The sequence below is a fragment of the Salmonella enterica subsp. enterica serovar Typhimurium str. LT2 genome, from assembly GCF_000006945.2.
Taxonomy (GTDB): Bacteria; Pseudomonadota; Gammaproteobacteria; order Enterobacterales; family Enterobacteriaceae; genus Salmonella; species Salmonella enterica.
Genome location: NC_003197.2, coordinates 2,438,375 through 2,456,319 on the forward strand (window position 1 = coordinate 2,438,375; position 17,945 = coordinate 2,456,319).

16 protein-coding genes and 20 other annotated features are annotated in these 17,945 nt (G+C 52.5%); of the genes, 5 read left to right on the forward strand and 11 right to left on the reverse strand.

The window, feature by feature from the left end:
• Position 1: 1 nt before the first annotated feature.
• The 4 genes from nuoB to lrhA form a co-directional block, all read right to left on the reverse strand.
• Positions 2-675 (reverse strand): NADH dehydrogenase I chain B gene (gene nuoB, locus STM2327; protein NP_461269.1). Within the gene, positions 2-664 belong to an annotated coding region; the region does not span the whole gene.
• Positions 670-675, reverse strand: a ribosome-binding site (putative RBS for nuoB; RegulonDB:STMS1H002458). It overlaps the preceding gene by 6 nt.
• Before the next feature lie 4 nt (positions 676-679).
• Positions 680-1,320 (reverse strand): NADH dehydrogenase I chain A gene (gene nuoA, locus STM2328; RefSeq protein NP_461270.1). Within the gene, positions 680-1,123 belong to an annotated coding region; the region does not span the whole gene.
• Positions 1,239-1,261, reverse strand: a protein binding site (putative binding site for FNR, RegulonDB: STMS1H000176). It overlaps the preceding gene by 23 nt.
• Positions 1,293-1,301, reverse strand: a -10 signal (putative -10_signal for nuoA; RegulonDB:STMLTH004538).
• Positions 1,309-1,335, reverse strand: a protein binding site (putative binding site for IHF, RegulonDB: STMS1H000217).
• Positions 1,312-1,320 (reverse strand) — a -35 signal (putative -35_signal for nuoA; RegulonDB:STMLTH004538). Its footprint overlaps the feature before it by 9 nt.
• Positions 1,321-1,341, reverse strand: a protein binding site (putative binding site for NarL, RegulonDB: STMS1H000313).
• Before the next feature lie 84 nt (positions 1,342-1,425).
• Positions 1,426-1,437, reverse strand: a protein binding site (putative binding site for ArcA, RegulonDB: STMS1H000018).
• A gap of 80 nt (positions 1,438-1,517) precedes the next feature.
• Positions 1,518-1,674 (reverse strand): putative cytoplasmic protein gene (locus STM2329; RefSeq protein NP_461271.1). Within the gene, positions 1,518-1,670 belong to an annotated coding region; the region does not span the whole gene.
• Positions 1,669-1,674 (reverse strand) — a ribosome-binding site (putative RBS for STM2329; RegulonDB:STMS1H002459). It overlaps the preceding gene by 6 nt.
• Positions 1,675-1,749: 75 nt before the next feature.
• Positions 1,750-2,698 (reverse strand): LysR family NADH dehydrogenase transcriptional repressor gene (gene lrhA, locus STM2330; protein ID NP_461272.1). Within the gene, positions 1,750-2,688 belong to an annotated coding region; the region does not span the whole gene.
• Positions 2,693-2,698 (reverse strand) — a ribosome-binding site (putative RBS for lrhA; RegulonDB:STMS1H002460). It overlaps the preceding gene by 6 nt.
• A gap of 908 nt (positions 2,699-3,606) precedes the next feature.
• Positions 3,607-3,612: a ribosome-binding site (putative RBS for yfbQ; RegulonDB:STMS1H002461), on the forward strand.
• On the opposite strand from lrhA, the gene yfbQ reads away from it, so the two are divergent.
• The gene (gene yfbQ / locus STM2331; RefSeq protein ID NP_461273.1) for a putative aminotransferase (ortho) occupies positions 3,607-4,834 on the forward strand. Within the gene, positions 3,620-4,834 belong to an annotated coding region; the region does not span the whole gene. Its footprint overlaps the feature before it by 6 nt.
• 83 nt (positions 4,835-4,917) lie before the next feature.
• Positions 4,918-4,923 (forward strand) — a ribosome-binding site (putative RBS for STM2332; RegulonDB:STMS1H002462).
• The gene (locus tag STM2332) for a putative hydrolase of HD superfamily (protein ID NP_461274.1) occupies positions 4,918-5,527 on the forward strand. Within the gene, positions 4,928-5,527 belong to an annotated coding region; the region does not span the whole gene. It overlaps the preceding feature by 6 nt.
• Positions 5,528-5,618: 91 nt before the next feature.
• On the opposite strand, the gene yfbS is transcribed toward STM2332, so the two are convergent.
• From yfbS to STM2336, 4 genes are all read right to left on the reverse strand, one after another.
• The gene (yfbS, locus tag STM2333) for a putative response regulator (RefSeq protein ID NP_461275.1) occupies positions 5,619-7,456 on the reverse strand. Within the gene, positions 5,619-7,445 belong to an annotated coding region; the region does not span the whole gene.
• Positions 7,451-7,456, reverse strand: a ribosome-binding site (putative RBS for yfbS; RegulonDB:STMS1H002463). (Overlaps the previous gene by 6 nt.)
• 65 nt (positions 7,457-7,521) lie before the next feature.
• Positions 7,522-8,199 carry a putative phosphatase gene (gene yfbT, locus STM2334; protein NP_461276.3) on the reverse strand — a complete coding sequence of 226 codons (678 nt, stop codon included), beginning with the start codon at positions 8,197-8,199 and terminating at the stop codon, positions 7,522-7,524.
• The gene (gene yfbU, locus STM2335; protein NP_461277.1) for a putative cytoplasmic protein occupies positions 8,192-8,698 on the reverse strand. Within the gene, positions 8,192-8,686 belong to an annotated coding region; the region does not span the whole gene. The genes yfbT and yfbU overlap by 8 nt, the downstream gene beginning before the upstream one ends.
• Positions 8,693-8,698: a ribosome-binding site (putative RBS for yfbU; RegulonDB:STMS1H002464), on the reverse strand. (Overlaps the previous gene by 6 nt.)
• A gap of 70 nt (positions 8,699-8,768) precedes the next feature.
• The gene (locus tag STM2336; RefSeq protein ID NP_461278.1) for a putative cytoplasmic protein occupies positions 8,769-9,234 on the reverse strand. Within the gene, positions 8,769-9,224 belong to an annotated coding region; the region does not span the whole gene.
• Positions 9,229-9,234, reverse strand: a ribosome-binding site (putative RBS for STM2336; RegulonDB:STMS1H002465). It overlaps the preceding gene by 6 nt.
• A gap of 318 nt (positions 9,235-9,552) precedes the next feature.
• Positions 9,553-9,558: a ribosome-binding site (putative RBS for ackA; RegulonDB:STMS1H002466), on the forward strand.
• Between STM2336 and ackA the strand changes: the two genes are divergently transcribed.
• From ackA to yfcC, 3 genes are all read left to right on the forward strand, one after another.
• Positions 9,553-10,766 (forward strand): acetate kinase A gene (gene ackA / locus STM2337; protein ID NP_461279.1). Within the gene, positions 9,564-10,766 belong to an annotated coding region; the region does not span the whole gene. It overlaps the preceding feature by 6 nt.
• Before the next feature lie 65 nt (positions 10,767-10,831).
• Positions 10,832-10,837 (forward strand) — a ribosome-binding site (putative RBS for pta; RegulonDB:STMS1H002467).
• The gene (pta, locus tag STM2338) for a phosphotransacetylase (protein ID NP_461280.1) occupies positions 10,832-12,987 on the forward strand. Within the gene, positions 10,843-12,987 belong to an annotated coding region; the region does not span the whole gene. (Overlaps the previous feature by 6 nt.)
• A gap of 202 nt (positions 12,988-13,189) precedes the next feature.
• Positions 13,190-13,195, forward strand: a ribosome-binding site (putative RBS for yfcC; RegulonDB:STMS1H002468).
• Positions 13,190-14,725 (forward strand): putative integral membrane protein gene (gene yfcC, locus STM2339; protein ID NP_461281.1). Within the gene, positions 13,205-14,725 belong to an annotated coding region; the region does not span the whole gene. Its footprint overlaps the feature before it by 6 nt.
• A 48-nt stretch (positions 14,726-14,773) precedes the next feature.
• On the opposite strand, the gene STM2340 is transcribed toward yfcC, so the two are convergent.
• From STM2340 to STM2342, 3 genes are all read right to left on the reverse strand, one after another.
• The gene (locus STM2340; RefSeq protein ID NP_461282.1) for a putative transketolase occupies positions 14,774-15,734 on the reverse strand. Within the gene, positions 14,774-15,727 belong to an annotated coding region; the region does not span the whole gene.
• Positions 15,720-16,556, reverse strand: a protein-coding gene (locus tag STM2341; protein ID NP_461283.1) for a putative transketolase. Within the gene, positions 15,720-16,550 belong to an annotated coding region; the region does not span the whole gene. Before STM2341 ends, STM2340 begins: the two co-directional genes overlap by 15 nt.
• Positions 15,729-15,734 (reverse strand) — a ribosome-binding site (putative RBS for STM2340; RegulonDB:STMS1H002469). Its footprint overlaps the gene before it by 6 nt.
• Positions 16,547-17,945, reverse strand: a protein-coding gene (locus tag STM2342; RefSeq protein NP_461284.3) for a putative inner membrane protein. Within the gene, positions 16,547-17,938 belong to an annotated coding region; the region does not span the whole gene. The genes STM2341 and STM2342 overlap by 10 nt, the downstream gene beginning before the upstream one ends.
• Positions 16,551-16,556: a ribosome-binding site (putative RBS for STM2341; RegulonDB:STMS1H002470), on the reverse strand. Its footprint overlaps the gene before it by 6 nt.
• Positions 17,940-17,945 (reverse strand) — a ribosome-binding site (putative RBS for STM2342; RegulonDB:STMS1H002471). It lies within the gene STM2342.

Here is a 17,945-nt window from a genome sequence, read left to right on the forward strand (position 1 = left end):
ATTAAATCTCGTCCGGGGTACGCAGGTTCGTGACGGCAATACGCTCGCCGCGTTTACGTTCGCGTTCTGGCTGCATATTGGCGCGATACACGCCCTGATCGCCCACCACCCATGAGAGCGGACGGCGCTCTTTGCCAATCGATTCTTGCAGCAGCATCAACGCCTGCATATACGCTTCCGGACGCGGCGGACAGCCAGGGATATACACATCCACCGGGATGAACTTATCAACGCCCTGCACTACCGAATAAATATCGTACATGCCGCCGGAGTTGGCGCAGGCGCCCATAGAAATGACCCATTTTGGCTCCAGCATTTGGTCATACAGACGCTGAATAACCGGGGCCATTTTGGTAAAGCAGGTACCGGCCACCACCATCAGGTCAGCCTGACGTGGCGACGCACGCAGCACTTCCGCGCCGAAACGGGCAACGTCATGCACTGCGGTAAAAGAGGTCACCATCTCTACATAGCAGCAAGAAAGGCCGAAGTTGTAGGGCCAAATTGAGTTTTTACGGCCCCAGTTAACCATGTCATGCAGTTTGCCCATGAACACGTTTTTGTTAACTTCCTGCTCCAGGGGGTCGGTTACGATCTCCTGTTTTTGCAGGGGGTAACGGTCATTCTCACCGTTAGGATCTATGCGGGTGAGCGTATAATCCATCTTAATGCCTCGCGGTTAGCGTTGACGATTAGCGATACTGTTCGTTTCCGGGTTCATACGCTCGCGGCGTGAACGCGCGGGCGTCCAGTCCAACGCGCCAATACGCGCCAGATAAACCAGACCAGCCAGTAACACAAAAATAAAAATTGCAGCTTCCACAAAGCCAACCCAGCCGCTTTCGCGGATAGAAGTCGACCATGCGAACAGATACAGCGCTTCAACGTCGAAGATAACGAAGAACATGGCTACCAGGTAAAACTTGGCAGACAGGCGTAAGCGGGCGGTGCCGACCGAATCGATACCTGATTCAAACGGAACGTTCTTGTGCCTCGCGCGTGCGCGACCGCCCAAAAACCAACCGCCTACCAGCATCAGGCAGCACAGGCCAATGGCAACGATAAGAAAGATAGCGAATGCCCAGTGATGAGCGATGACTTCAGTGGATGTTGACATACTCATTGCTTACTCATCAAAAGTAGCGCCAGTTTCTCTGCTCTTTACGGCAGATGGGCGCCACATCGATTCATGGGGAGGAATAAAAAAAACCCTACAATTACTGTAGAAAATGATAAAAACAGCTAATTGATGTGGTTTTTTACTCCTTTCTATAACCTTTTGTCAACTTTAACAAAAGTTCCTTCACATTAATTTACATCAATTCATCACCATTAACATTAAGTGCCATCCTGGAGAAAATGACTCTTCGACCAGGGGGGATTTTATGTTGTTGAATCGTGTCCGTTGTGAAGCAAAAGAAATAACACACACCTATTTTGACAGGAATTTGTGAAGATGCCTCCCCCTAAATGGGAGTATTTTCTTGATCTGTGACACGCTTTTGTTAATTCACCCCCTAAAACAGCAACAATTTCTCTAGTTTTTTAACATGCAAATTCATAAAATGGATGTTCTGGTTATTTTTTGCCCACATTGAACTGCGAATCGCTACTGGCTGATTTACCGCAACTTTTACAATTTGTGCGGTTAAGCGCGTACAGATGGGCACAAAAAAAGAGCCACTGAGCGTTTTTTCATCGCCAGCGGCTCTTTTTTACATTTACGACTTAGCGCCTTTTGCCTGCGAGCTACTCAAAACCCCCTTCCACCATCAGCGGATCATCTCCGCCCTCTGCAGAAAACTGGTTGTAATGCCATGGGTTTTGGTAGCTTTCCATCGCATGGAAAATCACCATCGCCAGCTCGTTCTGGCTATTGGGATCGCGGCACAACAGATATTCCGTATCCGGCAAAGGCGGTAATCCGTCTGCGGCGCCCAGCACGCGAAGGTCGGGACTCATCATTTCGACAGGTCGAGCCGTTACGCCAAGACCGGCTTTAACGGCCGCGCGTACCGCCGGTAATGTAGACGCCACATAGGCCAGCCGCCAGGGAATACCCGCTGCATTTAGCGTCTCCAGCACCATATCGCGGAATGGGCTGGGATCGTCCAGCAGGACTAGTGGTACGGGCTCTCCCCTTTGCAAAACATACTCAGCCGCACAATACCAATGGGTGGGCGAGGTCCGCAAATTCAGACAGTCCAGCGAATGAGGTTGGTTAGTCGTCACCACCAAATCTACTTCCTGCGATTTAACCATGTCCACCATATAGGCGTTGCGTTTTACCCGTACATCAAGCGCGAGTTTCGGATAAACCGAGCTGATTCGGCTAAGCAAAAAAGGCAGGATAGTATCAGCTGATTCATCAGAAGCGCCGATTGTTAACACTCCCTGAAGATTACTGAACATTAATGATGAACACGCCTCATCATTAAAACGCAGGATTTTTCTGGCGTACCCCAGAAGCTGGATACCGTGTTCGGTCAAAAGTTTGTTACGGCCATGGCGGGCGAACAATTCCTTTCCCACGAGTTGCTCAAGACGCTGCATTTGCTGACTGACCGCAGACTGAGTACGACATACCGCCGCCGCCGCCGCGGCGAAGGTGTTCAGATCGGCAACGGCCACGAACGTTCTCAGCAGATCGAGATCGAGGTTAATTATCGGACGATTTGCATTTATCATAATTTTTCACTTACTGGCGGGTCATATCGGGCTGACCTGGTTAATGCTGTGCATTCAGAAACAAGCAATTCCATTTGTAATGTGCATCCTTCGCAGTACCGCCTGGTTACCCAGGTAAATGTTAGAATGTAATTGAAAATACGACCAAAACACTTCTCTTACTTACTGATATAATACCAAATGCAACTGATCGGGATATATCAAAGAGAATTTGTCATACCTTTAGGCGTCTACAGATTTCTGCTAATGATGGACGTGTAAATCTTGTAACAGCGTCAAATAGTTTACCGAGACGCACAGATACAAAAACAATATATTGAACAATAGGTTATGTATAAAATCGCGTCATGATAATTAGCAGACAACGCAGACTACGCCCCCGTTTCGGATCATTATCTTAACCTAAAACCGCTATATTTATAAGTATTATTACGAATAATCTTAACCTGGGATATGTTATACTAATCGGACCAGAAAGATATTATTACGACTTTAGTAAATGCTTTTTAAATATTAAATAATAATTAATTAAGATTTCTACCATTCATTAATTATACTTAACAATAGTTTCACACCCCCCGCCGCCGGAAAGGTCTAACCTTCTCATTTTACCTTTAATACTCAGTATTTCCGAAATAGCCGACGCGACACTAATGATGAATGCTTATCTCTCATAAAACAGATAATTTATGACAACATAAAAAACCACATTACGCGCAATCATATAGAACAAAACACCATACATACAGAAAAAAATAGAAAATACATCTAACTAAATGATTTTATGAAGTTTTAAACAGTTCGAAAGCGCGTTAAAAATAAACAAAATCTTCTTCTGTTCACTCTTCAAAACTCACCGTCGTGGGAGTACATTGTTTCGTGCTGACTTCCACGGCAGGGAGTGGCAATAACAGCTAAAAGGTCAAGATTCATGTCCCCCATTGAAAAATCCAGCAAACTCGAAAATGTCTGTTATGACATTCGTGGCCCCGTTCTGAAAGAAGCGAAACGCCTTGAGGAAGAAGGTAATAAAGTTCTTAAACTGAATATCGGCAACCCCGCCCCCTTCGGATTCGAAGCGCCGGACGAAATTCTGGTCGATGTCATTCGTAATTTGCCGACGGCGCAAGGATATTGCGACTCGAAAGGGCTTTATTCCGCCCGTAAAGCGATTATGCAGCATTATCAGGCCCGTGGAATGCGCGATGTAACCGTGGAAGATATCTATATCGGTAACGGCGTTTCCGAGCTGATCGTTCAGGCGATGCAGGCGTTGCTTAACAGTGGCGATGAAATGCTGGTTCCCGCGCCCGATTATCCGTTATGGACAGCGGCGGTATCGCTCTCCAGCGGCAAGGCGGTACATTATCTTTGCGATGAATCTTCCGACTGGTTCCCGGACCTTGACGATATCCGCGCCAAAATCACCCCACGTACGCGTGGTATTGTCATTATTAATCCAAACAACCCTACTGGCGCCGTCTATTCTAAAGAATTGTTGATGGAAATTGTCAACATTGCGCGCGAGCATAATCTCATCATCTTCGCCGATGAAATTTATGACAAGATTCTCTATGACGATGCCGAGCATCACTCTATCGCCGCACTGGCGCCTGATCTGCTGACCATCACCTTTAATGGGTTGTCTAAAACCTATCGCGTCGCCGGCTTCCGCCAGGGCTGGATGGTGCTGAACGGGCCGAAAAAACATGCGAAAGGCTATATTGAAGGGCTGGAGATGTTAGCCTCAATGCGCCTGTGCGCCAACGTCCCGGCGCAACATGCTATTCAGACCGCGCTCGGCGGCTATCAAAGCATTAGTGAATTTATTCTGCCGGGCGGTCGACTGTATGAACAGCGTAACCGCGCCTGGGAGTTGATTAACGATATTCCCGGCGTTTCCTGCGTAAAACCGCGCGGCGCGTTGTACATGTTCCCCAGGATCGACGCTAAACGTTTTAATATTCACGACGACCAGAAGATGGTGCTGGACTTCCTGCTACAGGAAAAGGTGCTGCTGGTGCAAGGTACCGCCTTTAACTGGCCGTGGCCAGATCACTTCCGCATTGTGACGCTACCGCGTGAAGATGACCTGGAGATGGCCATCAACCGTTTTGGGCGTTTCCTCTCAGGTTACCATCAATAATCTTAAATTCAGGCTACTTCGGTAGCCTGAATTGCATCTTCATCTCCCTCCCCGCACAATGAAGTCTGCCGCAGTGAAAACAAAAGGTAATCTATGAAGCAGAGCCATTTTTTCGCCCATCTCTCCCGCATGAAGTTGATTAACCGCTGGCCGCTGATGCGTAACGTGCGTACAGAAAACGTCTCCGAACATAGTCTGCAGGTGGCGATGGTCGCCCATGCGTTGGCGGCGATAAAAAACCGTAAATTTGGCGGTCAGCTCAATGCTGAACGCATCGCGCTTCTGGCGATGTATCATGATGCCTCGGAAGTACTGACCGGCGATCTGCCGACGCCGGTAAAATATTTTAATTCCCAGATAGCCCAGGAATATAAAGCGATCGAAAAAATCGCCCAGCAAAAGCTGGTTGATATGGCGCCGGATGAATTACGCGATATTTTCGCACCGCTTATTGATGAGAATGCCTGGAGCGAAGAAGAACAGGCAATCGTAAAACAGGCCGATGCGCTTTGCGCCTACCTGAAATGCCTGGAGGAGCTCTCAGCGGGAAACAATGAGTTTGGACTGGCAAAAACGCGGCTGGAAAAAACGCTGGAATTACGTCGCAGCCAGGAGATGGACTATTTTATGGCGGTATTCGTACCAAGTTTCCATCTTTCTCTTGACGAGATAAGCCAGGATTCACCGCTTTAGTTGCCGGATGGCGGCTAACGCCTTATCCGGCCTACCGTTCTTCCCGTAGGCCTGATAAGCGTAGCGCCATCAGGCCTTTTCCTGTCTGGGGTTAAAACGGAAACAACATTGGAATCATCACAATACAAACCGCCATCACAATAAGCGTGAACGGCACGCCAAGCTTCACAAAATCGCTAAAGCTATAGTTTCCCGGCCCCAGAACCAGAGTATTGACCGGCGATGAAACCGGCGTCATAAAGGCGGCGGATGCCGCCATCGCCACCGCCATCGCAAACGGATAGGGCGACACCCCCATCGATTTCGCCGCCGCCAGCGCAATCGGCGCCATCAGCACCGCCGTTGCCGTGTTAGAAATGAACAGTCCTATGACGGCACACAGCACGAACAGGCATCCCAGCATCATATACGGCCCATAGCCGCCGCCGATATCCATTAATCCTTGCACGACCAGAGAGACGCCGCCGGTTTTTTGCAACGCCAGCGCAAACGGCATCATACCCACAATCAAGATAATACTCGGCCAGTGGATCGCTTTATACGCGCTTTCAGCATCAATACAGCGAAATTTCCCCATCAGCAGGCAGGCGATAATCGCCGCGATCGGGTTGGGAATTTCATCGGTCAACATCAGCGCCACCATCAGTACCAGGCAGAAAATGGCGTGCGGCGCCTGGCTGTGCGCAGGAGAGGCTTCGCTGACCTCGACCGGCATATTCAGCACCACAAAGTCGCGGCCTTTTTGCCCCAGCAGGCTGATTAACTTCCAGTTCCCCACAACCAGAATGATATCGCCCATCAATAACGGTTCATCGGCCAGCGATCCTTCCAGCGCGACGCCGTCGCGTTTCAGGCCGACCACATTCAGCCCGTAACGTGTACGGAAGGCGATTTCACGCACCGACTTGCCTATCAGTTCAGACTCCGGAATAAGCGAAATTTCCGCCATGCCAACATCCAACGCCTGATCGGAAAAATATTCTCCACGCAATACCATCGGTTCCAGCAGTTGCTCGGCGCAGAACTCTCTGAGGTCAACCTCCGCCGCCGACATATCAATCAGCAGAACGTCGCGAGCGCGAAACTCCGATACGCCGTTCACATTGACGATAACCCGCCGAAAGCGCCGCCAGCGTTCAACGCCGATGACATTGGCGCCGTAACGTTCGCGCAGTTTAAGGTCGTCCAGCCGCTGTCCCACCATCGGCGAACCGGGGCGAATCGCCAGACGACGAGCGCGCCCCGTCAGACGGTACTCGCGGATAAGATCGCGGAAAGTGCGACGCTTACCGGCCTGTTGTCCGGGCGCATCGCCTTTTAGCATGAAGCGCATCACCAGCATATAAACAATGCCGAGCGCCAACACCACTACCCCCAGCGGCGTCACGCTAAAAAAGTTGAACCCGTGCAGGCCTTCACGCAGCAGTTCACTGTTAACCACCAGGTTCGGCGGCGTCGCCACCAGCGTCATCATTCCGCTGATAAGCCCGGCAAAACTCAGCGGCATCATCAGGCGCGAAGGCGAGGTCTGCATATGCATAGAAACGCTAAGAACAACGGGGATAAAGATCGCCACCACGCCGGTTGAACTCATGAAAGCGCCAAGTCCGGCGACGGTGATCATCAGTAAAACCAGCATCTTGATTTCACTGCTGCCCGCCATTTTAACCAGCCAGGTACCGACCACCGTCGCAACGCCGGTGCGCACGAGGCCGTCGCCAATAATAAATAAGGCGGCGATAAGAATGACATTCGGATCGCTAAAGCCGGAGAAGGCTTCCGGAAGGGTCAAGGTACCGCTAAGGACAAAAGCAACAATGACGAATAAAGCCACCGCATCCATACGTACTTTGCCCGTCGCAAACAACACGACGGCAATCGCCAGTAAAGAGAGAACCCAAATCAATTCACCGTTCACAACATATCCTTGTCAGATGAGAAGATAACGCGATTCTGCCATAAATATGCCCCGCCAAAGCGGGGCGATATCATGATCAGGTCTTTCTTAACACCACCACATCGCCGTTTGGTTGTTTAGCGACCGATAATTGCGTCAGGCTATCCAACGCAAAATCAACATCCGCCAGACGCGGCGTGTCGGCCGGCGCATTGACCGCAATGACGTGGCAGCCCGCAGCCAGCCCGGACAGCACGCCAGCCGGGGCATCTTCTACTACGACGCACTCCTGAGGGGCCAGGCCAAGCAGTTGTGCGCCCAGCAAATACGCATCCGGCTCCGGTTTGCCGCGTTTGACTCGTTCGGCGGTGACAAACACCTCTGGCGCTGGAAGGCCCGCGACCTGATGGCGCGCACGCGCGACCGGCATTGAACCGGAGGTGACGATAGCCCACGGAATGCCCACTTTATTCAGGTGATTGAGTAAATCGACTGCCCCCGGCAGCGCGGTGATCCCTGCGGTTTCAGTGGCTTCTATTTGCTCCAGGCGCGTAAACTCAGCGGCAATTTCCGCCTCCGATTTACCCGCCATAAAATGCCGCAACGAGGTGATCGCCTGTTTGCCATGAATAAAGCCCAGCACCTCATCATGAGCAAGGTTAAAACGATCGGCCCAGCTACACCACGCGCGTTCAACGGCAGGTAATGAGTCAACCAACGTTCCATCCAGATCAAACAGAAAACCTTTACACTGCACGCGAGCCTCCTCAGGCATTAATGATTTGATTGATTTCATTCGCGCTCAGGTGGTACTGACGCGGGCAGGCATGCCAGACATTCAACATCCGCTGGTATTTTTCCCACATCGGCGTCTGGGCATTAAAGCCGTGTGTCCCGGCGTCAAAGTGAGTGTAGCGTCCTTCTATATTCACCATAAAACGGACATAGCCGAGGTAGCGCGCTTCTGTCGCGGCGTCAAACCCCAGGAAGGTGACGCGACGTTCGTCGATGGCTTGCGTATCTTTGAGGTTGGTCCAGGAGACGTGCAGCGCATGGTACATCTCCATAATATCGATGATGGTACGACAGGTCTCTTCCGTCAGCTCGCCAAACTCGCGATCCAGCTCGCGCATCTGCAGGCCGTAGCCGCGTTCAATAATTGTTTGTAAGCGACGGTAACGCTCGGCGTTGGTGGGATCGAGCATCGTCATCATTTTGTACTGGTTAGACAAAATCAGACGTTGCGCGTTGGTCATTTCCATTTTGAACTCCTGTATCACGCTATGGCGATGAAAAAAAGAAGGCATTGGTATGCCTTCTTTTATATGCGTAATCCGGGGTCAATTACAAATCATCCAGGAAAGTTTTATCCAGTTGTTTGAAGGCGCGCTTAAGCGTGTCAGCTAATGCCTGGTAATCCGGCTTTCCTTCTACCGGCGCCAGCGCTTGTCCAGCCTCCTGCAATTTACCGCGAACTTCGTAAAACCAGTTAAGGATTGAAGGCGGCAACGGCGTCACGGAACGTTTCCCTAACCACCATAATCCCTGCATGGGCAAGCTCAGGGCGAACAGGGCGGTCGCCACGGCCGGACCTAACTGACCGCCCAGCGCTATCTGCCAGCATAATGTAAAGACGGCGACAGGCGGCATAAATCGTATGGCATAGCGCGTCATACGAATGACGCGGTTTTCGACGAAAACGGGCGCCAGCCGTTTTTCCATCGGCCACGTCTTCGCGTAGTGCTGCCCCCGGCGAAATAAGCTAAAAAAATTTACGGAGCGATTATCCGGTGTCGACATGGCCTACCTCAACTTCACATATAAAATTTAAAAAATTTGTGCAAAACAACAACTGCGAGGGACAACGTTCAAAACATTTTGTCTTCGATACCCACTATCAGGTATCCTGTGTCGGCCTGTCAAAGGCCGGTAGTTTAAAATCATTGAGTCGTCAATATTACACATAGTATGCCATTGGCTGAAAAATACGCAAAATGGCATAGACTCAAAGGTATTTCTTCCATCATGCCCAAAAAAACTCCTGCGCATGATGTTAATCATAAATGTCAGGGCTATCATGCGCTACGCTCTATGGCTCACTGACGTTTTTTTAGCCACGTATCATAAATAGGTACTTCCATGTCGAGTAAGTTAGTACTGGTTCTGAACTGCGGTAGTTCTTCACTGAAATTTGCAATTATTGATGCAGTTAATGGTGATGAATACCTTTCTGGTTTAGCCGAATGTTTCCATCTGCCAGAAGCACGCATCAAATGGAAAATGGACGGCAGTAAACAAGAAGCGGCTTTAGGTGCAGGCGCCGCTCACAGTGAAGCGCTGAACTTTATCGTTAACACTATTCTGGCACAAAAACCAGAACTGTCTGCGCAGTTAACTGCAATTGGTCACCGTATCGTACACGGCGGCGAGAAGTATACCAGCTCCGTAGTCATTGATGAGTCCGTCATTCAGGGCATCAAAGATTCCGCCTCTTTCGCACCGCTGCATAACCCGGCTCACCTGATTGGTATCGCCGAAGCGCTGAAATCTTTCCCGCAGCTGAAAGATAAAAACGTTGCAGTATTCGACACCGCCTTCCATCAGACCATGCCGGAAGAATCTTACCTGTATGCCCTGCCGTACAGCCTGTATAAAGAACACGGCGTTCGTCGCTATGGCGCACACGGCACCAGCCACTTCTATGTAACTCAGGAAGCGGCAAAAATGCTGAACAAGCCGGTAGAAGAACTGAACATTATCACCTGCCACCTGGGCAACGGCGGTTCTGTTTCCGCTATCCGTAACGGTAAATGCGTGGATACCTCTATGGGTCTGACCCCGCTGGAAGGCCTGGTCATGGGTACCCGTTCCGGCGATATCGACCCTGCGATTATCTTCCACCTGCACGACACTCTGGGCATGAGCGTGGATCAGATCAACAAAATGCTGACCAAAGAGTCCGGTCTGCTGGGTCTGACTGAAGTGACCAGCGACTGCCGTTATGTTGAAGACAACTACGCCACCAAAGAAGACGCTAAACGTGCGATGGACGTTTACTGCCACCGCCTGGCGAAATACATCGGTTCTTACACCGCTCTGATGGACGGTCGTCTGGATGCAGTCGTGTTCACCGGCGGTATCGGTGAAAACGCCGCGATGGTTCGCGAGCTGTCTCTGGGTAAACTGGGCGTGCTGGGCTTTGAAGTCGACCACGAACGTAACCTGGCGGCCCGCTTCGGCAAATCTGGTTTCATCAACAAAGAAGGTACCCGTCCGGCGGTGGTGATCCCAACCAACGAAGAACTGGTTATCGCGCAAGACGCGAGCCGTCTGACTGCCTGATTTCACACCGCCAGCCTCGCTGGCGGTGCTGTTTTGTAACCCGTCCCCAAAAGACGGTAACGAAAGAGGATAAACCGTGTCCCGTATTATTATGCTGATCCCTACCGGAACCAGCGTCGGCCTGACCAGCGTCAGCCTCGGCGTCATCCGTGCTATGGAACGCAAAGGCGTTCGTCTGAGCGTCTTTAAGCCTATCGCCCAGCCTCGCGCTGGCGGCGATGCGCCTGACCAGACCACCACTATCGTTCGCGCGAACTCTACCCTGCCGGCGGCTGAACCGCTGAAGATGAGCCACGTTGAATCTCTGCTCTCCAGCAACCAGAAAGACGTGCTGATGGAAGAGATCATCGCGAACTACCATGCGAATACCAAAGACGCGGAAGTGGTGCTGGTTGAAGGTCTGGTTCCGACCCGTAAACATCAGTTCGCTCAGTCTCTGAACTATGAAATCGCGAAAACGCTGAATGCGGAAATCGTTTTTGTCATGTCTCAGGGTACCGACACGCCAGAACAGCTGAACGAGCGTATCGAACTGACGCGCAGCAGCTTCGGCGGCGCGAAAAACACCAACATCACCGGTGTTATTATCAACAAACTGAATGCGCCGGTTGATGAACAAGGCCGTACTCGCCCGGATCTGTCGGAGATCTTTGACGACTCTTCCAAAGCGCAGGTGATCAAAATCGATCCTGCTAAACTGCAGGAATCCAGCCCGCTGCCGGTTCTGGGCGCGGTGCCGTGGAGCTTCGACCTGATTGCGACCCGCGCTATCGATATGGCGCGTCACCTGAACGCCACCATCATTAACGAAGGCGATATCAAAACCCGCCGCGTTAAATCCGTCACTTTCTGCGCGCGTAGTATTCCGCATATGCTGGAACATTTCCGCGCAGGCTCGTTGTTAGTGACCTCCGCTGACCGTCCGGACGTACTGGTCGCAGCTTGCCTGGCCGCGATGAACGGCGTAGAAATCGGCGCCCTGTTGCTGACCGGCGGCTATGAAATGGACGCGCGCATTTCTAAACTGTGCGAACGCGCATTCGCCACCGGTCTGCCGGTCTTTATGGTGAACACCAACACCTGGCAGACTTCGCTGAGCCTGCAAAGCTTCAATCTGGAAGTCCCGGTTGATGACCATGAGCGCATCGAGAAAGTTCAGGAATACGTCGCGAACTACGTTAACGCTGAGTGGATCGAGTCGCTGACCGCCACTTCCGAGCGTAGCCGTCGTCTCTCTCCGCCGGCGTTCCGCTACCAACTGACTGAGCTGGCGCGTAAAGCCGGTAAACGCGTAGTGCTGCCGGAAGGCGACGAACCGCGTACCGTCAAAGCGGCGGCAATCTGCGCTGAACGCGGCATCGCCACTTGCGTACTGCTGGGCAACCCGGATGAAATCAACCGCGTCGCGGCATCTCAGGGCGTTGAGCTGGGCGCAGGTATTGAAATCGTCGATCCGGAAGTGGTGCGTGAAAGCTATGTCGCTCGCCTGGTTGAGCTGCGTAAGAGCAAAGGCATGACCGAACCGGTTGCCCGCGAACAGCTGGAAGACAACGTGGTGCTCGGCACGCTGATGCTGGAGCAAGACGAAGTCGACGGCCTGGTTTCCGGCGCGGTTCATACCACCGCCAACACCATCCGTCCGCCGCTGCAGCTTATTAAAACGGCGCCGGGTAGCTCCCTGGTCTCTTCTGTGTTCTTTATGCTACTGCCGGAACAGGTTTACGTTTACGGCGACTGCGCAATCAACCCAGACCCGACCGCAGAGCAGCTGGCAGAAATCGCGATTCAGTCTGCGGATTCCGCCATTGCCTTCGGCATCGAACCGCGTGTGGCAATGCTCTCCTACTCCACCGGCACCTCTGGCGCGGGCAGCGACGTAGAGAAAGTACGTGAAGCGACGCGTCTGGCGCAGGAAAAACGTCCTGACCTGATGATCGACGGTCCGTTGCAGTACGACGCCGCGGTCATGGCTGACGTAGCGAAATCCAAAGCGCCGAACTCGCCGGTTGCGGGTCGCGCTACCGTGTTCATTTTCCCGGATCTGAACACCGGTAACACCACCTACAAAGCGGTACAGCGTTCTGCCGACCTGATCTCCATCGGGCCGATGTTGCAGGGTATGCGCAAGCCGGTGAACGACCTGTCCCGTGGCGCGCTGGTTGACGATATCGTCTACACCATCGCCCTGACGGCGATCCAGGCTTCTCAGCAGCAGCAGTAACAGTAAAAGCTAATGCCGGATGGCGGCGTGAACGCCTTGTCCGGCCTACAGGTGAGATACCGTTGTAGGCCGGATAAGACGCGTTAGCATCGCCATCCGGCATTCTGCTATTTACCCTGCAAAGCGGAATTTTTTGCTTAACTGCGCTGCATCAATGAATAACTATTCCCTTCTTCTCATACTTAGCCTCTTTGCTTTGCAACAGGGATAGTCTGTCATGTCTGTCGTTACAGAATCAAAAACAGCCAGAAAATGGGCAATGCCCGATACGCTGGTCATCATCTTTTTTGTCGCCATTTTAACCAGTATCGCCACCTGGGTCGTCCCCGTTGGGATGTTTGATAGCCAGGAAGTGCAGTATCAGGTCGATGGTCAGACAAAAACCCGCAAAGTCGTCGACCCGCACTCTTTTCGCATTGTGACCAACGAGGCCGGGGAAGCGCAGTATCATCGAGTACAATTTTTCACTACCGGCGATGAAAGACCAGGGCTGATGAATTTTCCGTTTGAAGGGTTAACATCCGGATCGAAATTCGGCACTGCCGTCGGCATCATTATGTTTATGTTGGTGATTGGCGGCGCATTCGGCATCGTGATGCGTACCGGCACCGTGGATAACGGCATTCTGGCGCTTATTCGCCACACGCGGGGCAACGAAGTCCTGTTTATTCCGGTGCTATTTGTCCTCTTTTCGTTAGGGGGCGCCGTATTTGGCATGGGCGAAGAGGCGGTCGCCTTTGCAATTATCATAGCCCCGCTGATGGTCAGGCTGGGCTATGACAGCATTACCACCGTCCTGGTGACCTATATCGCCACCCAAATTGGCTTTGCCAGTTCGTGGATGAACCCGTTTTGCGTAGTCGTCGCCCAGGGGATTGCCGGCGTGCCGGTACTTTCCGGCTCCGGGCTGCGTATTGTGGTCTGGATTGTCGCCACGCTGATTGGGCTGGTTTTTACGCTGGTCTACGCCTCACGCGTGAAAAAGAATCCGCTGCTGTCCCGCGTCCACGAATCCGATCGCTATTTCCGCGAACAGCAGGATGAAGTCGTCCAGCGCCCTTTCACCTTCGGTGACTGGCTGGTACTGCTGGTCCTGACCGGCGTAATGATTTGGGTCGTCTGGGGCGTGATTGTCCACGCCTGGTTTATTCCGGAGATCGCCAGCCAGTTTTTCACCATGGGCGTGGTGATCGGCCTCATTGGCGTTATCTTCCGCCTCAACGGTATGACGGTCAACGTGATGGCGTCCTCATTCACCGAAGGGGCGAGAATGATGATCGCGCCCGCCTTGCTGGTGGGTTTTGCCAAAGGCATTCTGCTGCTGGTCGGCAACGGCGAAGCCGGGGAACCCAGCGTGCTCAATACGTTGCTTAACAGTATCGCGCATGGCATCAGCGGGCTTAATAATGCTATCGCCGCCTGGTTTATGCTGCTCTTCCAGGCGGTATTTAATTTCTTTGTCACGTCCGGTTCGGGTCAGGCGGCGTTAACCATGCCATTACTGGCGCCGCTCGGCGATCTGGTCGGTGTTAACCGTCAGGTGACTGTTCTGGCCTTCCAGTTTGGCGATGGCTTCAGCCATATTATCTATCCGACATCAGCCTCGCTGATGGCCACGCTGGGCGTGTGCCGGGTCGATTTTCGCAACTGGCTGAAAGTGGGGGCGTCGCTGCTGGGACTACTGTTTATTATGTCCAGCGTGGTCGTCATTGGCGCGCAGATGATGGGATATCATTGATCCAAAATGCCGGATGAGCATCAGCGCCATCCGGCAATATCTCCATGATTAAAGCAGTGATTTCGCGGCTTCTACAATCGCTTCGGCGGTGAGTCCGTACTCTTTTTGTAAGAAATCCTGCGTTCCTACCTGCCCATAACGCTCTTTGACGCCAACACGGCGCATCGGCACCGGACAGTTTTCCACCAGCACTTCCGCCACCGCTGACCCCAGTCCATTATGGATGCTGTGGTTTTCACACGTGACGATACGCCGCGTTTTTTCCGCGTAGTTTTTCACCAACATGCGATCGATAGGCTTTAAGGTGAACATATCAATGACCGCGGCGCTCACACCTTCCTGCTCCAGTTGGCGCGCCGCCTCCAGCGCCTCCGCCACCATAATGCCGTTGGCGATAAGCGTAATATCATCGCCCTCGCGCAGTACGTTGCCCTTGCCAATGGTAAAGGTAGAGCCTGGCGCATAGATACTCCGCGCCTGCTTACGGATGGTACGCAGCCAGTAAAAACCGTCCAGGTCCATTAGCTGGCGTAAAATATCCGCGAACATCACCGCATCCGTCACCTCCAGTACTACGGAGTGCGCCAGCCCGCGAACAATCCCCATATCTTCAAAAGACATATGGGTGCCGCCGTTATGGCACGCTGTCACTCCGGCATCGGAGGCGATCACTTTGACGTTGTTACGCTGATAATCCAGCGCCATAAAGAGCTGATCAAAACAGCGACGGCTGGCAAAAGCGGTAAAGGTATGCACAAACGGTTTACGACCGGTCAGCGCCAGCCCCGCCGCCGTGCCAATCACATTCGCCTCCATAATACCGCAGTTAATGACATGCTGCGGGTAGTCACGCGCCACGCTGTCCATCGCCATTGAGCTCATTAAATCAGCCTCAAGCGCAATAATTGGGCTTCCGGCCTCAATCTGCCCGGCGATAAAACCGGCGTAAACTTTGCGCATTTCGATATCGTCTTTAAGCCCTGCGGGCGCAAGCTTAATCATGCATGACCTCCAGTTGATGAATGGCCTCATTGAGCGTCTGCTTCATGCCATCCGTCAGGCGTAAGTGGTGAGAATTCGTTAACTGCTCCAGGCATGGCACCCCCTGCCCTTTAATGCTGTCAAGGATCACAACCCGTGGCTGGGCATCGGCGGGCGGCACAGGCTGAACCACCGCCAGTAGTCCGGCGATATCATCGCCTTTGACGGTGACGACATCGAAACCAAACGCACGGAATTTCCCTTCCAGATCGAATGGATTGATAATCTCCTCCAGCTCGCCGTCAAGCTGCTGTTTATTCCAGTCAATGAAAACGGTCAGATTATTCAGGCGGTGGTGGGCAATAAACTGAAACGCCTCCCAGCACTGCCCTTCATTCAGCTCCCCATCGCCGACAATGCAAAATACCCGGTTGGGTCGCCGCGCCAGTTTATGCGACAACGCCATTCCGCCCGCAATAGAGATGCCCTGTCCCAGTGAGCCGGTCGTGGCGTCCACGCCGCGCGTTTTTAGCCGATCCGGATGGCTGGGAAGACGGGTGCCGTTCTGGTTAAGCGTATTCAGCTCTTCGCGCGGGAAATAGCCTTTAATCGCCAGGGTACTGTACAACGCGGGGCCCGCATGGCCTTTCGACAGTACGAAGTAATCGCGTTCCGGCCAGTCCGGGTCGGCAGGGTCGATTTTCATCACCGCGCCGTACAGAACCGCCAGAGTCTCCACTACCGACATGCTGCCGCCATAGTGACCAAAGCCAAGATGGTTTAAGGATTTGAGCGTGGCGACGCGAATATCGCGCGCCAGTTGGGTGATTTCGGTTACGTTCATTCTTTCGCTCCGCTATTTTCCTGCACTTCGGCAGTCGCTTTTTTGTTTTTGGCCAACACGTTGTACGCCACCAGTAGCGCGAATAGCGCCACCACCAGCCCCGTGATAGCCATCGGCGACAGATAACGCGCCAGGTTGCCCAGCAAAATACCGATTACGCCAAAGTCAGCATCCGAGAACGTGGTATTGGCGAAGCCGATCGCGCCGAGAACCGGCAGTAACAGCACTGGCAGGAAAGTGATTAATAGACCATTAGCAAATGCGCCGATCATCGCCCCGCGGCGACCGCCGGTGGCATTGCCAAAGACGCCTGCGGTCGCGCCGGTAAAGAAGTGCGGCACAACGCCTGGCAGGATTAACACAAGCTTCATCTGTCCAAGCAGGAACAGCCCCACCAGCCCGCCGAGAAAACTGAACAGGAAGCCAATCAGTACCGCGTTAGGGGCATAGGGATACACCACCGGGCAGTCCAGCGCCGGACGCGCGTTTGGCACCAGTTTTTCTGAAAAGCCGGTAAAGGCCGGAACAATTTCCGCCAGAATCAGACGGACGCCTTGCAGAATGATGAATACGCCGGCGGCGAAGGTGATTGCCATGATGATGGCGTACACCAGATAGTTTTGCCCGCCGCTAAACGTCGCTTCGACATACTCACGCCCTGCGCTGACTGCCATGATCAGATAGATAATCATCATGGTCAGCGAAATCGAGATAGAACTGTCGCGTAAAAAACTGAGGTTTTTCGGCAGGTTCATCTCTTCCGTGGAGCGGGAGCCTTTACCACACAGGCTGCCAATCCAGCCGGAAAGCACATATCCCAGGGTACCGAAGTGACCAAACGCAATGTCATCGGTACCGGTAATCCGCCTCATATAACGTTGAGCCAAGGCCGGGAAGAAGGCCATCACCAGCCCCAGGATCAGCGATCCGGTGAAGACCAGCCCTACGCCCTCAAACCCCGCCACGGTCAGGATTACGCCAATCATACAGGCCATGTAAAAGGTGTGATGCCCGGTCAAAAAGATATATTTAAGACGCGTAAAGCGTGCCACGACAATATTGGCCACCATACCAAATGCCATAATTAACGCCGTGGACGCGCCATATTTTTCCAGCGCGATTGAGACTATCGCTTCATTATTAGGAATAATGCCCTGAATATTAAAAGCGTGTTCAAACATACCCCCTAGCGGATTTAATGAACCCACCAGTACGGTTGCGCCGCCGCCAAGCACAATAAAACCTAAAATGGTTTTAATCGTGCCTTTCACCACATCGGAAAACGCTTTTTTCTGCGCCACCAGACCAATCAGCGCAATTAACCCTACAAGCACCGAGGGCACTTTTAAAATATCAACAACAAAATTCAGCGTTTCAAGGATAAACATATCCACC

Coding starts and splice junctions, on each gene's coding strand:
- nuoB (NP_461269.1), bottom strand. CDS start 664: ATGGATTATACGCTCACCCGCATAGATCCTAACGGTGAGAATGACCGT.
- nuoA (NP_461270.1), bottom strand. CDS start 1,123: ATGAGTATGTCAACATCCACTGAAGTCATCGCTCATCACTGGGCATTC.
- lrhA (NP_461272.1), bottom strand. CDS start 2,688: ATGATAAATGCAAATCGTCCGATAATTAACCTCGATCTCGATCTGCTG.
- yfbQ (NP_461273.1), top strand. CDS start 3,620: ATGTCCCCCATTGAAAAATCCAGCAAACTCGAAAATGTCTGTTATGAC.
- STM2332 (NP_461274.1), top strand. CDS start 4,928: ATGAAGCAGAGCCATTTTTTCGCCCATCTCTCCCGCATGAAGTTGATT.
- yfbT (NP_461276.3), bottom strand. CDS start 8,199: ATGCCTGAGGAGGCTCGCGTGCAGTGTAAAGGTTTTCTGTTTGATCTG.
- yfbU (NP_461277.1), bottom strand. CDS start 8,686: ATGGAAATGACCAACGCGCAACGTCTGATTTTGTCTAACCAGTACAAA.
- STM2336 (NP_461278.1), bottom strand. CDS start 9,224: ATGTCGACACCGGATAATCGCTCCGTAAATTTTTTTAGCTTATTTCGC.
- ackA (NP_461279.1), top strand. CDS start 9,564: ATGTCGAGTAAGTTAGTACTGGTTCTGAACTGCGGTAGTTCTTCACTG.
- yfcC (NP_461281.1), top strand. CDS start 13,205: ATGTCTGTCGTTACAGAATCAAAAACAGCCAGAAAATGGGCAATGCCC.
- STM2340 (NP_461282.1), bottom strand. CDS start 15,727: ATGATTAAGCTTGCGCCCGCAGGGCTTAAAGACGATATCGAAATGCGC.
- STM2341 (NP_461283.1), bottom strand. CDS start 16,550: ATGAACGTAACCGAAATCACCCAACTGGCGCGCGATATTCGCGTCGCC.
- STM2342 (NP_461284.3), bottom strand. CDS start 17,938: ATGTTTATCCTTGAAACGCTGAATTTTGTTGTTGATATTTTAAAAGTG.